At 62.7% G+C, this 14,746-nt stretch carries 4 protein-coding genes; 2 read left to right on the plus strand and 2 right to left on the minus strand.

The features are described from left to right. On the plus strand, positions 1-8,680 hold an 8,680-nt coding region (locus IB241_RS26395), incomplete at its 5' end, for a non-ribosomal peptide synthetase (protein WP_192301116.1). A gap of 846 nt (positions 8,681-9,526) precedes the next feature. Here the strand turns inward: IB241_RS26395 and IB241_RS26400 are convergent. Together IB241_RS26400 and IB241_RS26405 are read right to left on the minus strand one after the other, a co-directional pair. Then, positions 9,527-11,938 carry a TonB-dependent siderophore receptor gene (locus tag IB241_RS26400; protein ID WP_192301117.1) on the minus strand — a complete coding sequence of 804 codons (2,412 nt, stop codon included), beginning with the start codon at positions 11,936-11,938 and terminating at the stop codon, positions 9,527-9,529. A gap of 109 nt (positions 11,939-12,047) precedes the next feature. Further along, a complete protein-coding gene (locus tag IB241_RS26405; protein WP_192301118.1) occupies positions 12,048-13,700 on the minus strand; it encodes a cyclic peptide export ABC transporter in 1,653 nt (550 codons plus the stop codon). 199 nt (positions 13,701-13,899) lie between these two features. Here IB241_RS26405 and IB241_RS26410 point away from each other — a divergent pair, with 199 nt between their 5' ends. After that, complete coding sequence (locus tag IB241_RS26410; RefSeq protein ID WP_192301119.1) at positions 13,900-14,724, plus strand: N(5)-hydroxyornithine transformylase PvdF; 825 nt, start codon at positions 13,900-13,902, stop codon at positions 14,722-14,724. The last annotated feature ends 22 nt before the right edge of the window (positions 14,725-14,746 follow it).

Genomic DNA, 14,746 nt, shown 5'->3' on the forward strand with positions numbered 1-14,746 from the left:
TGTGTACGTGCCGCTGGACATCGAATACCCGCGTGATCGCCTGCTGTATATGATGCAAGACAGCCGCGCGCAATTGCTGCTGACCCACAGCCGTGCGGTGCCGCAACTGCCGATTGCCGAGGGCCTAAAGGTGCTGGCGATCGATCGCACCGAGGACTATGCCGAGACCGCGCCAGAGGTGGCGTTGGACGGCGACAACCTTGCCTACGTGATCTACACCTCCGGCTCCACCGGCATGCCCAAGGGCGTGGCGGTTTCCCACGGTCCATTGGTGGCGCACATCATCGCCACTGGCGAGCGCTACGAAACCGGTCCGGCCGATTGCGAACTGCACTTCATGTCCTTCGCCTTCGACGGCTCCCATGAAGGCTGGATGCATCCGTTGATCAACGGCGCCAGCGTGCTGATCCGCGATGACAGCTTGTGGCTGCCGGAATACACCTACGCGCAGATGCATCGCCACAACGTGACCATGGCGGTGTTCCCGCCGGTGTACCTGCAACAGCTGGCCGAACATGCCGAGCGCGACGGCAATCCACCGGCGGTGCGGGTCTACTGCTTTGGCGGGGATGCGGTGGCGCAGGCCAGTTACGACCTGGCTTGGCGTGCGCTCAAGCCGACCTACCTGTTCAACGGTTACGGCCCGACTGAAACCGTGGTCACGCCACTGTTGTGGAAAGCGCGCAAAGGCGATCCCTGCGGCGCCGTCTACGCGCCGATTGGCACCTTGCTGGGCAACCGCAGCGGCTACGTGCTGGACGCCCAGCTCAACCTGCAACCCATCGGCGTCGCCGGCGAGTTGTACCTGGGCGGCGAGGGCGTGGCCCGGGGTTACCTGGAGCGCCCGGCGCTGACCGCCGAACGCTTCGTGCCCGATCCTTTCGGCAAACCCGGCAGCCGCGTATACCGCAGCGGCGACCTGACCCGTGGGCGTGCGGACGGCGTGGTCGATTACCTCGGGCGCGTCGACCATCAAGTGAAAATCCGAGGTTTTCGCATCGAACTGGGGGAAATCGAAGCGCGCCTGCGGGAACAGGACAGCGTCGGCGAAACCGTGGTGGTGGCCCAGGACGGCCCGACCGGCAAGCAATTGGTGGCCTACGTCGTTCCGGCCGAGGCCAACCTGGCTGATACCGCCGCGTTCCGCGACACCCTGCGCCGCGCCCTGAAAGCCCGCCTGCCGGATTACATGGTGCCCGCGCACTTCATGTTCCTTGCCAAAATGCCCCTGACCCCCAACGGCAAACTCGACCGCAAGGGCTTGCCGCAACCTGACGCCGCGCAGTCCCAGGGCATGTGGGTTGCACCGGTCACCGCGTTGCAGCAACAAGTCGCCGCGATCTGGGCCGATGTGCTCGGCGCCGAGCGCGTCGGCCTGACCGATCACTTCTTCGAGCTGGGCGGGCATTCGCTGCTGGCGATGCAGGTGATCTCGCGGGTGCGCCAACTGCTGGCGCGGGAAATCGCCCTGCGTACGCTGTTCGAACAACCGCAACTGGAAGGTTTCGTGTTGGCCTTGCAGGCCCTGCAAAGCGATGAAGCGCCGTTGGCTCCAGCGATGCTGGCCGTGGACCGTGATCAACCGCTGAGCCTGTCTTACGCCCAGGAACGCCAGTGGTTCCTGTGGCAGTTGGAGCCTGAAAGCGCGGCCTATCACGTGCCCAATGCCTTGCGCCTGACGGGCGAGCTGGACCGCTCGGCGTTGCAACGCAGCTTCGACAGCCTGCTGGCCCGTCATGAAACCTTGCGCACCGTGTTTGTCAGCGCCGGCGAGCGCACCCTGCAACGCGTGCTGCCGGTGGTCACCCTGCACATCGACAGCCTGGCACTCGATAACCCGACTGCCGAGCAGGTGCAGGCGCTGGTGGAAGCCGAAATCGCCCGCCCGTTCGATCTGCGCCAGGGCCCGCTGCTGCGGGTCAAGCTGTTGCAACTGAGCGCGCAGGAACATGTGCTGGTGCTGGTGCAGCACCATATCGTCTCGGACGGCTGGTCGATGCAGGTGATGGTCGATGAGTTGGTGCAACTGTATGCCGCCTTTAGCCAGGGCCATGACGTGCAGTTGCCCGCCATGCCACTGCAATACGCCGATTACGCGCTGTGGCAGCGTGCCTGGATGGACGCCGGTGAAAAGCAGCGCCAACTGAGTTACTGGCGCGAACTGCTGGGCGCGGAGCAACCGGTGCTGGAGTTGCCCCTGGATCATCCACGCCCGGCCGTGCAGAGCTATCGCGGCGCACGCCTGGATGTGGCGCTGGAGGCGCATGTGGTCGCCGGCCTCAAGGCCTTGGCACAACGCGAAGGCGTGACGCTGTTCATGCTGTTGCTGGCCTCGTTCCAGACCCTGTTGCACCGCTACAGCGGCCAGTCGGACATCCGCATCGGCGTGCCGATTGCCAACCGCAACCGCGTGGAAACCGAGCGTCTTATTGGCTTCTTCGTCAACACCCAGGTGCTCAAGGCTGAAATCGACGGGCAAATGAGCTTTGCCCAGGTGCTGCAACAGACCAAGCGCCGTGCGCTGGAAGCCCAGGCGCATCAGGACCTGCCGTTCGAACAGTTGGTGGAAGCGCTGCAACCGGAACGCAGCCTGAGCCACAACCCGCTGTTCCAGGTGATGTTCAACCACCAGTCCGAGCTGCGTGTGCAGCGTGGCGAACAACTGCCGGGCCTGCGCCTGGAAGGGCTGGAGTCCAACAACCATCCGGCGCATTTCGACTTGAGCCTGGACACCCAAGCCTCGGCCGATGGCCTGTTTGCCACGCTGACCTACGCCACCGACCTGTTTACCGACGCGACCATCGCGCGCATGGCCCGGCACTGGCAGCACTTGTTGCACGCAGTGGCCGCTGATGCGCACAGACGTGTCTGCGAGTTGCCGCTGCTGGCCGGGGTCGAGCAAGCGCAATGGAACAACGGCGCTGCTGCATTCCAAAGCCCGTTGGGTGTGCACGGGCTGTTCGAGCGGCAAGTACAACGACGTCCCGACGCCATTGCCCTGTGCCTGGATGAGCAGACGCTGACCTACGCCGAGCTCAATCGCCAGGCTAACCAGCTGGCGCATTACCTGATCGCTGAGGGGGTCGGCCCCGAGGTCCTGGTCGGTGTCGCGGTGGAGCGTTCGTTCGCCATGGTGGTCAGCCTGTTGGCGACCCTCAAGGCGGGCGGCGCCTACGTGCCGCTGGACCCGCAATACCCGCGCGAACGCCTGCTGCACATGTTGGAAGACAGCGGCGTGAGCCTGGTGCTGACCCAGTCCCACGTACCAATGCCGTTGCCCGCAGGGCTGCGCAGCGTGGCGATTGATCGGGTGGCGCTGGACCCGTGTGCCCAAGGTAATCCGCAGGTAGCAGTTGAACCACAGAACCTGGCCTACGTGATCTACACCTCGGGTTCCACCGGCAAGCCTAAAGGCGTGGCGATCAACCATGCGGCGTTGACCGAGTTTTCCGCGATTGCGGCCGGCTATTCGCGGTTGAGCGAGGACGATCGCGTCCTGCAGTTCGCCACCCTGAACTTCGACGGTTTCGTCGAGCAGCTCTACCCGGCGCTGACCCACGGCGCGACCGTGGTTCTGCGCGGTGCCGAGCTGTGGGACACCGGCCGCCTGTACGCGGAAATCATCCGCCAAGGCATCACCCTGGCGGACTTGCCGACGGCGTACTGGAACCTGTTCCTGCTCGATTGCCTGGCGGCGGGGCCGCGCTCTTATGGGGCGTTGCGCCAGATCCATATCGGCGGCGAAGCGATGCCGTTGGACGGCCCGGCGCAGTGGTTCAAGGCTGGCCTTGGCCACGTACGTTTGTTGAATACCTACGGCCCGACCGAGGCCACGGTGGTGTCGAGCGTGCTGGACTGCACCCGTGGTGAAGAAACCATCGGTGCCACCGCCAGCCCGATTGGCCGTTCGTTGCCGGGGCGTGCGCTGTACGTGTTGGATCGCGATTTGAATCTGGCACCGTTGGGCGCCGTCGGCGAGCTGTACATCGGCAGCCAATGCGGCCTGGCCCGTGCTTACTTGAATCGCCCGTTACTGACTGCTGAACGCTTCGTCCCCGATCCTTTCGGCGGCGACCGCCTGTACCGCACCGGCGACCTGGCGCGTTATCGCGCCGATGGCGTGATCGAATACGTCGGCCGTGTGGACCATCAGGTGAAAATCCGTGGTTTCCGTATCGAGTTGGGGGAAATCGAAGCCCTGTTGCTGGCGCAGGACGGTGTGCGCGAAACCCTGGTGCTGGCGGCTGACAATCAACTGGTGGCTTATCTGGTCGCTGCCGATAAGGACGCTGAAGCCCTGAAAACGCTGCTGCGCGAGCAACTGCCGGACTACATGGTGCCCGCGCACCTGATCTTCCTTGAGCGCATGCCGCTCAACCCGAACGGCAAGCTGGACCGCCAGGCCCTGCCCAAGCCGGACGCCAGCCAGGCGCAACAGGATTGGGTTGCGCCGGTCACTGAACTGGAGCAACACATCGCGGCGATCTGGGCCGAGATCCTCGGCGCCGAGCGTGTCGGCCTGAACGACCACTTCTTCGAGATGGGCGGTCATTCGTTGCTGGCGATGCAAGTGATCTCACGCCTGCGTAACCTGCTCGGGCGTGAGGTGCCGCTGCGCAGCCTGTTCGAGCAGCCACGCCTGCAAGGGTTTGTCGCCAGCGTGCTGGCCGATGCCGTGAACACACAGCCACTGGCGCCGCCGATGGTGGCGGTAGGGCGTGAGCAGCCGTTGCCGTTGTCGTACGCCCAGGAGCGCCAGTGGTTCCTCTGGCAATTGGACCCACACAGCGCCGCTTACCATATCCCCGGCACCTTGCGCCTGAAAGGGCGCCTCGACACGGCTGCGTTGCAGCGCAGTTTCGACACCCTGGTCGCCCGTCATGAAAGCCTGCGCACCCATGTGCAACAGGACGGCGAGCGCGCGGTACAGGTGATTGCGGCGCATGTCGAGGTCGAGATCTCGCGCCGTGACGTCGATGAGGGTGACGTGCTGGCCCTGGTCGAAGCACTGATCGCCGAGCCGTTTGACCTGCAACGCGGCCCGCTGATGCGCGTCAACCTGCTGCGCCTGGCCGAGGACGAGCATGTGTTGGTGTTGGTGCAGCACCACATTGTCTCTGATGGCGGGTCGATGCAGGTGATGGTCGATGAACTGGTGCAACTGTATGCGGCCTACAGCCGCGGCCAGGACCTGCAACTGCCTGACCTGGCGCTGCAATACGCCGATTACGCGAGCTGGCAGCGCGACTGGATGGATGCCGGCGAAAAACATCGCCAGCTCGACTACTGGCGCGAGCGCCTGGGTGGCGAGCAACCAGTGCTGGAGCTGCCGCTGGACCACGGCCGCCCAACCTTGCAAAGCCATCGCGGTGCGAGCCTGGACATCAGTGTGCCGCCGCGCTTGCTGGCGGCGTTGCGGCAAGTGGCGCAGCGTGAAGAAGTCACGCTGTTCATGTTGCTGCTCGCCTCGTTCCAGACCTTGCTGCACCGCTACAGCGGCCAGTCGGACATCCGCGTCGGCGTGCCGATTGCCAACCGCAACCGTGAGGAAACCGAGCGGCTGATCGGCTTCTTCGTCAACACCCAGGTGCTCAAGGCCGACATCGACGGCCAACTGACCGTCAGCCAGCTGCTGCAACAGGTCAAGCAACGGGCGCTGGAAGCCCAGGCGCACCAGGATTTGCCGTTCGAACAGTTAGTCGAAGCGTTGCACCCTGAGCGCAACCTGAGTTTCAACCCGTTGTTCCAGGTGATGTTCAACCACCAGACCGAGACCTCAGAACCGGCGCAACAACTGCCGGGCCTGCACGTCAGTGGCCTGGAATGGCAAACCCGCACCGCACAATTCGACCTGAGCCTGAGCACCCAGGAGTCGAGCGATGCGCTATTGGCTTCGCTGATCTACGCCAGCGACTTGTTCGACGCCGCCACGCCGGCCCGCATGGCGCGGCACTGGCTGAATCTGCTGGAAGGCATGGCCGGTGATGGGCAACAGCGCATCGGCCAGTTGCCGTTGCTGGATGCGCTCGAGCAGCAGTCAGTGGTCCACGACTGGAACGCCACCGCCCAGGTTTACCCGCTGCAACGCGGTGTGCACCAGCTGATCGAAGAACAGGCCGCACGCACGCCGGATGCGCCAGCCTTGGCATTTGCTGAAATACGCCTGAGCTACGCCGAGCTGAACCGTCGCGCCAACCGCCTGGCCCATCGTTTGATCAGCGCCGGTGTGGGCCCTGACGTGCTGGTCGGCGTGGCAGTGGAGCGCTCCATCGAAATGGTCGTCGGCTTGCTGGCGATCCTCAAGGCGGGCGGTGCCTATGTGCCGCTTGACCCGGAATATCCACGCGAACGCCTGGCCTATATGCTTGAAGACAGCGGCGTGACGCTGCTGTTGACCCAGGCGCACGTGTTGGAACAACTGCCGATTCCAGCAGGGTTGCACAGCGTGGTGCTGGGTGAGTCGTGGTTCGAAGGGTATGGCGAGCACAACCCAGGCATCGCTATCGATCCGGAAAACCTCGCCTATGTGATCTACACCTCCGGCTCCACCGGCCAGCCCAAAGGCGCAGGCAACCGACATTCGGCACTGACCAACCGCCTGTGCTGGATGCAGCAGGCCTATGGTCTGGATGCGCGAGACACGGTGCTGCAAAAGACCCCGTTCAGTTTTGACGTGTCGGTGTGGGAGTTCTTTTGGCCGTTGATGACTGGCGCACGCCTGGTGGTGGCAGCGCCGGGTGATCATCGCGATCCGGCCAGGCTGGTCAGCCTGATCAACGCCGAGCAGGTCACTACGCTGCACTTTGTGCCGTCAATGTTGCAGGCGTTCCTGCAAGACCCGGCGGTATCGACCTGTCATAGCCTGCAACGCATTGTGTGCAGTGGCGAAGCGCTGCCGGTGGATGCCCAGCAGCAGGTCTTTGCCAAGTTGCCCCAGGCCGGGCTGTACAACCTGTATGGCCCGACGGAAGCGGCGATTGACGTGACGCATTGGACTTGCACCGATGAAGGCAGCGATACCGTGCCGATCGGTGAACCCATTGCCAACCTGCGTACCCATGTGCTGGATGCGCAGTTGCTGCCGGTGCCGGTCGGGGTTGCCGGTGAGTTGTACCTGGGCGGTGAAGGCCTGGCGCGCAGTTATCACCGGCGTCCGGCCTTGACGGCCGAGCGCTTCGTGCCGTGCCCATTCCAGCGCGGCGCACGCTTGTACCGCACCGGCGACCGCGTTCGCCAACGTGCCGACGGGGTGATTGAGTACCTCGGGCGCCTCGATCATCAGGTCAAGTTGCGCGGCCTGCGTATTGAGTTAGGTGAAATCGAAGCGCGCCTGCTGGAGCATCCGTTGGTGCGCGAAGCCACGGTGCTGGTGGTCGATAGCAAACAGCTGGTGGGCTATGTGGTGCTGCACGCGACCGACGCCGAGTGGCGTGCGCACGTCAGCGCGCACCTAGCCCGGCACTTGCCGGATTACATGGTGCCGGCGCAGTGGGTGGTGCTCGAGCAGATGCCGCTGAGCCCCAACGGCAAGCTGGACCGCAAGGCGCTGCCCAAGCCGGATGCCCATGGCCGGGGGGGTGAATTCGCTGCGCCGCAAACGGCGTTGCAGCAGCAGATTGCGTCGATTTGGGCCGAGGTGCTCGAGGTTGAGCGCGTTGGTTTGCACGACAATTTCTTTGAATTGGGCGGCCATTCGTTGTTGGTGCTGATGCTCAAGGAGCGGATCAATCGGCTCTGCGGCGCGGTGCTGGCCGTCAATCAGTTGATGCTCAACCCCACGGTGGCCGGGCAAGCCCGTTGTATCGAGGGTGATGCGCCAAGTTCATTGATCGTGCCGCTCAACAGCCAGACCCAAGGCACGCCGCTGTACCTGTTCCACCCAAGTTTCGGCTCGGTGCATTGCTACAAGCCAATTGCCTTGGCATTGCGTGAACAGCGGCCGGTGTTCGGGATTATTTGCCGGGCGCTGGTGGCAGAGGACGGTGCAGTGCCGGGTTGGACGCAGATGGTCGAGGACTACGCCCAGCAACTGTTGAACGCGCAGCCTCAGGGCGCCTTCAGACTGGCGGGCTGGTCGCTGGGTGGGAACCTGGCGATGGAAGTGACGTACCTGCTGGAGCAGGCCGGGCGCACGGTGGAGTTTGTCGGCTGGATCGACGCGCCACCGCCGGCACGGTTTACCGCGTTCTGGGAGCAGGGCGCTGCACCGTCGCAGCCGCAACTGAGTGCGGTTGAACGCCGGGCGCAGATGTTGGAGGTGATGTTCCCCGCGCATGCCGAGCAGGTCCAGGCGCAATGGCGCCAGGCGCAGCAGGCTCATTGCAATGAGGAGCAACAGTGGCAGCACCTGTGCGACTGGGCGGATGCGACGCTGGGCGCCAGCTTCCAGGCCCTCAAGGCCGAACTGCAAAGTGGCGGTGAAACCGAGCGTTCGTGGGCGATCAAGCAGATCCTCGATGAGCGTTTGCAGGCCACCGACTTCCGCGCGATCAAGGCGCCGGTCAGTTGCTGGTGGGCGGCACGTAGCGAGGCGGGGATGCACCAGGCGCTGATCGAAAGTGGTTTGCGCGAGGTGATTGGGCAGGCGGGGATCGAGCGCTCGGTGGTGATCGACACGACTCACCATCGGATTGTTGATAACGCTGAGTTCATCAAAAGCCTAGCGGCGGCCCTGGCATAAACCATCCCTGTAGTGAGCGGGCTTGCCCGCGCTGGGTGGCGAAGCCGCCCCAAAACGGTCCTGCGCGGTGTTTCAGACAGACCGAGGTGCCTGGGTTTGGGGCGGCTTCGCCCCCCGGCGCGGGCAAGCCCGCTCACTACAGATTGCATTTCAGGGTGATAAAAAAGCCGCGTATCTCGTTAGACGGGGCCTTGGCGGCGGCTCTGGCATAAACCGTCATTGTAGTGAGCGGGCTTGCCCGCGCTGGGTGGCGAAGCCGCCCCAAAACGGTCCTCTGCGGTGTTTCAGACAGACCCAGGTGCCTGGGTTTGGGGCGGCTTCGCCCCCCGGCGCGGGCAAGCCCGCTCACTACAGATTGCATTTCAGGGTGATAAAAAGGCCCCGTATCTCGCGATATGGGGCCTTGGCGGCGGCTCTGGCATAAACCGTCATTGTAGTGAGCGGGCTTGCCCGCGCTGGGGGGCGAAGCCGCCCCAAAACGGTCCTGCGCGGTGTTTCAGACAGACCCAGGTGCCTGGGTTTGGGGCGGCTTCGCCCCCCGGCGCGGGGCAAGCCCGCTCACTACAGATTGCGTTTCAGGGTGATAAAAAAGCCGCGTATCTCGTTAGACGGGGCCTTGGCGGCGGCTCTGGCATAAACCATCCCTGTAGTGAGCGGGCTTGCCCGCGCTGGGGGGCGAAGCCGCCCCAAAACGGTCCTGCGCGGTGTTTCAGACAGACCGAGGTGCCTGGGTTTGGGGCGGCTTCGCCCCCCCGGCGCGGGGCAAGCCCGCTCACTACAAAATGGTATTGCAGGCACAAAAAAGCCCCGTATCGCGAGATACGGGGCTTTTGCTTTAGCGCGGGTTTAGAAGTTGTAGCGGGTGGTGACCATCATGTTGCGCGGGTCGCCAGGGTAGGCGGAGTCATAGAAACCGATGTTGGTGTAGTAGTTCTTGTCGAACACGTTGTTGACGTTGAGGGTGGCCGACAGGTTTTTGGTGATCTGGTAGCGGGCCATCAGGTCCACCAGCCAGTACGGGTCTTGGGTGAGGACTTCGGAGCGGCGCAGGCCGGAGTTGCGGATCGACTTCCAACCTTCGCTCTGCCAGCGTGCGCCACCGCCGACGGTGAGCTTGTCCAGCGGGCCGGTGAGTTTGTAGGTGGTGTAGAAGTTGACCTGGTCTTCCGGTTCCCAGGTGGAAACCTTCACGCCGCTGTCGTCGCGGGCAACCTTGTGGGTGTAGCCCGCCTGCAGCTGCCAGCCGGTGGCGATTTCGCCGGAGATTTCTGCTTCGTAGCCCTTGGTCTTGGATTTGATGCCGTAGTAGGCCGTATCGTTGCCGGGAACTGAGTTGTGCTCGCTGTCGAGTTCCGGACGGTTTTCTTCGTGGACTTCGAAATACGCGAGGCTGGAATTCAAACGTCCATTGAAGAATTCACCCTTGAGGCCGATTTCGTAGTTCTTACCTTCGTCCGGCTCAAGCATTTTGTCTTCGCGGTCGAAGTAGTCGGTCTGCGGCTGGAAGATCTCAGTGAAGCTGGTGTAGGCGGTAAAGTTATCGTTGAGGTCGTATGTCAGGCCGGCATAAGGCACGACTTTACCGCTCTCCTTGGACTTGCTGGTGCCGGTGACTTCGTAGTTGGCCAGGCGCGCGCCGAGCAGCAGGTGCATTTCGTCGGTCAGGCTGAAGCGGCTGGTGAGGTAAGTGCCGGTCTGGCGAGTGCTCTGGTCGAGTTTGCGGTATTGAACCCACTCTGGCTCCGGAATGTCGCCGTCCCAGTTATAGAAGTCAGCAGAGTTGGTGCCGGGAGCAAAGACGGCGTTGTAGCTCTTGCCCGTCCATTTGCTGGTCGAAATGGATTGGCCCACCACCAACTCGTGCTCACGACCAAACAGTTCAAAAGGCCCCGTGGCGTAGGCGTCAAGGCTGTCTCCGGTGGTTTCGCCAGTGTGTTTTTTTGCAAACAGCGAGCTCTGGTTGCCGGAGTCCTGAGAGAGGGCGCCTAGCGGTGCATGGTAGCCGTTGATCTGGTGGTTGTATTGGCCTTTGGCGACCCAGCCATTGGCGAAGCTATGTTCCAGAGTGGCGAAGGCTGTACGGCTGTACTGCGCCCACGAACCCCATTTCGGGCCGTTGTTGAACGAGCGTGGCAAGTCCAGCTCTTTGCCTTCTGCGTCGAAGATCATGCGGCTGCCGGTCCAGCTGGAACCTTTCGGGTCGCTGTCCTGGTAGTCGGCGCCTACGGTCAGCAGGGTGTCTTCGTCCAGGTCGGCTTCAAGAATCCCGTAGAAAACACTGGTCTTGCGCGAGTAGTGGTCGAGGAACGAGTGCTTGTCTTGATATGACGCAACCGCTCGACCACGAATATTTCCAGTTTCAGTCAGCGGGCCGCTTACGTCGATCTGGGAGCGGTAGTTGTCCCAAGACCCGGCGCCCAATTCGACGCTACCTTGGAACTCGGACGTCGGCTTCTTGCGGATCAAATTGAGCGTGCCGCCTACACCGCCAGCCCCGGTCAACAAACCGGTAGCGCCCTTGAGCACTTCTATGCGGTCATAGATGGCCATGTCGGTCAGCGTCTGGCCAGCCGAGTATTGGGCGTCGCGCAGGGTTGGAATACCGTCGTATTGGAAGGTATTGATGGAAAAGCCGCGCGAGAAATAGTTGGTACGCTCACTGTCATAGGTCGACACGGTAATGCCGGGGGTGTGGCGCATCACGTCGTCAATCGAGTTGAGGCCGAAGTCATCCATGGCCTGGCGCGTGACCACCGAGATCGATTGCGGCGTTTCCCGTGGCGTCAGCACCAGGCGCGTGGCGGTGGCGATGGTGCCCGGGGTGTAGGAGCCGGTGCCTTCGGTCACGGTGCCGAGTTGGTTGGCCGTCACTTGGGTCGCGCCCAGTTCCAGGCCGGAACCTGCGTGGCTGCTGATACTGATGGTGTTGCCTTGCAGGCCATACCCGACGCCGGTGCCTTTGAGCAGGGTGCCGAGGGCGCGGTCCGGGTCGAATTTGCCTTTGACGGCGTTGCTGCGCTTGCCTTCCACATCCGTCGGGCTGTACAGCACTTGCAGGTTGGACTGGCGGCCGAACGCTTGCAGTGCGCTACCCAGGGACTGGGCCGGCACGTCGATCTCAAGTTCCTGTGCCTGTACATAGCCGGCAATCGGCAGCGACACGGCCAGCGCCAGCGCGCTGGGCAACAGGTTGAAGTTCAGTGCCCGTCGCATCGATAGCGCTTTGCTCAGGGGGCTCAGACCGAGTCGTACTGACATGAATACTTTCTCTTCTATGTTTTAGTGGGCAGATTATAGATGTTTATTGAGTCTGGTTCTCATTACCACTAGTGAGACGTTCCTACTTGAAAAAACCGGAAAGTTTTTTTCATGCCGGTTCCAATTCGTGCACGACCTTGCCCGCACGCAGGCGCACCAACTGGTCGGCGATGTCGAAATAGCGGTCGTCGTGGCTGATCACGATGATGGTCTTGCCCAGGCGCTTGAGGTCCGGCAGCAGCTCGGTATAGAAAATCTTGCGAAAGACCGGGTCCTGGTCGGCGGCCCATTCGTCGAACACCAGCACCGGGCGCTCTTCGAGCCAGGCGTTGACCAGGGCCAGGCGCTTGCGCTGGCCGGTGGACAGGTCGGTGGTGCTGAACACGCCGTCCTTGACGCTGACCTTGTGCGCAATCTCCAGGCGCTCGAGGTACTTGGTCGCGCTGTCCAGCGACTGCGTGGCGCTGCCCTGTACCAGGTCATCGAACAGGTAATAGTCGGCAAATACGGTGGTGAACAACTGGCGATAATCGTCGCGCACCGGGTCGGTGACGGTTTCTCCGTTGAGACGGATTTCTCCGGACTGGGGTGGGTACAGGCCCAGCAACAGCTTGATCAGGGTGGTCTTGCCGCAGCCGTTTTCGCCGACGATAAACACGATGTCGCCCTGCTTGATGCTCAGGTTGATCGGCCCCAGGTGGAACGGCTGGCTGCCTTCCACCGGCGGCGGGCTGTAGCTCACGCCGCGCAATTCCAGGCTGGTGACCACCGGGTGGGGCGCCTCGCTGGCGTCCATCAACAGGTGCGGCTCGGGGGATGAGAACCGCTCGGCCAGTTCGCTGATGCGCGCAAACGCGATACGCGCCTTGCCGATGATCGGCAGGTAACCCACCACGTGCTCCAGCGGGCCTTTCATGTACAGCAGCACCAGTACGAAACCGGTGATCACCGCCGGGTCCGGATTGGGGCTGTAGGCCTGCATCGCCAGGGCCAGGCCGATGACTACGAAGAACAGCATCGAGCCGAAGGTCTTGGCGACGATATAGATGTTCACCGAGCGCACCTGGATGTCGCTGATCTGGTCGGCGGTTTCCTGGATGCGATGGGTGTTCATGCGATAGCGACGTGGCCGGTGGATGCGCAGCTCCTTGGCGCCCGAGGCGATTGCCGAATAGTAGCGTTGCAGTTCGTCTTCGAGGTCACGGGCCTCGTCAAAACCGCGAATGCCCTTGGCGCCGGCGATGAACTGCACGCTGCAACCGATGGCGATGGCGACGATCATCAGCAGGAACATCGGCACCGATAGGTACGCCAGGTAGCCCAGGCAACCCAGGGTCACGGTGGTGGCGATGGCCAGCGGGGTGAAGGCGAAGGAGAAATCGCTGATGGTGTCGACGTCGTGGGTCAGCACCGGGATCAGGCGGTGGGAGCGGTAGCGCTCGATCTGTTCGATGGGCGCCGACAGCACTTTCTCGCCCAGTTCCTTGCGCAACGCGGCGATGATGCGTTGGCCGACATAGTTGGTGCCGATGTCGGACACGATCGAACTGGTCAGGGCCAGCACGCACAGGGCGGCAAAGGTCAGTACCACGCCTTGGGTCATGCCGGTGGAGGAGTGCAGGGCGTTGTTGATGGTGGCCAGCAAAAAGGTGATGGCCAGGCCGCCTGCCATGCCCAGGGCGACGGACACCGTCACCAGGGTACGAAAAGGTCTGAGCAATGCGAGCAGACCATTGAAGGCGCCGCGCTTGGGGTCGGTCATAAATACTTCCCGGAGAGTGAATAGAGGGGCTGGGCACACAGACCCTTACCCATGACAAACGAAGCGTGGTGGCGAGTATTTAGCGCGATGTGCCCGGTGGTGCCGGCGGCAGATAAATTGGCGGCGGGCTGGTTCGTTCTTGTGATGTAGGCGCACGCGTAAACACGCAGCGCGCAGTCCATCCAGCGAGAGCGAAACAATGTCGAAGAAGAATCTGGTGTACGTGTGGTCCCTGAGAAATGCTGCCGCCGACAAGGCCGGGCAGCCGGTGGCCTACAAGGACCACGAGCGCTACATGAAATCGGTGCTGGAGTTCCTGGTGGGTTCGTTGAACGACACCTCGCTGGGCGAGGCCTACAACCTGGTGGGCGTGGTGTACGACGATGACGAGCAGAACCCGCGGGACCAGCAACTGGTCAAGGACTACGGCTTTGCCTACCAGCCTGGCCGCCAGTGGCTGTACCCGGCGGACCTGCGGGTGCAGGGCCGGCTGGTCAATGACTTGTTGTTGAGTGTGCCGTCCACCTATCGCCGCTTGCCACGGGGCAGCGCCGAACACATCGCCGGCAAGCAGGATTTCGAACGTCGCTTGCATGACACGCTGGTGGAATTGAAGGCTGACATCGTGGTGCTCGATGGCTTGCTGGTGATCCTGGATGAGCTGGTGCGACCGGGTGCGCCATTTGCGCGGCGCATCATGAACATTCACCCCGGTATTACCCGCATCGAATCGCCGTACGAGCGCCGCGGCGCGTATGCCACGTGGAATGCGCTGTACGGCGCGCGCGGGCTGACGGTGACGGATTGGACCACCAAGGCCACCACGCCGTCGGAACCGCTGTACCTGACTGGCGCATCGTTTCATTACGTGGATAACGGCATTGATTCGGGGGAGGTGTTTCACGACGTGTTGAAGACCGAGATTTCGCCTGAGGACACCATCCTCGAATTGCGCTGGAATAACTTCAACAACAGCCTGTTCCCGGCGTTGCATGAAGGGTTGGAGCTGTTGGCAAAAATCTGAAGCGGGCACAGTTCAAAATGTG

Source organism: Pseudomonas sp. PDM05 (assembly GCF_014851685.1).
Lineage (GTDB): Bacteria > Pseudomonadota > Gammaproteobacteria > Pseudomonadales > Pseudomonadaceae > Aquipseudomonas.

Excerpts from the sequence above, each read along its gene's own strand:
- IB241_RS26405 (WP_192301118.1), bottom strand. The coding sequence starts at position 13,700 with ATGACCGACCCCAAGCGCGGCGCCTTCAATGGTCTGCTCGCATTGCTC.
- IB241_RS26400 (WP_192301117.1), bottom strand. The coding sequence starts at position 11,938 with ATGTCAGTACGACTCGGTCTGAGCCCCCTGAGCAAAGCGCTATCGATG.
- IB241_RS26410 (WP_192301119.1), top strand. The coding sequence starts at position 13,900 with ATGTCGAAGAAGAATCTGGTGTACGTGTGGTCCCTGAGAAATGCTGCC.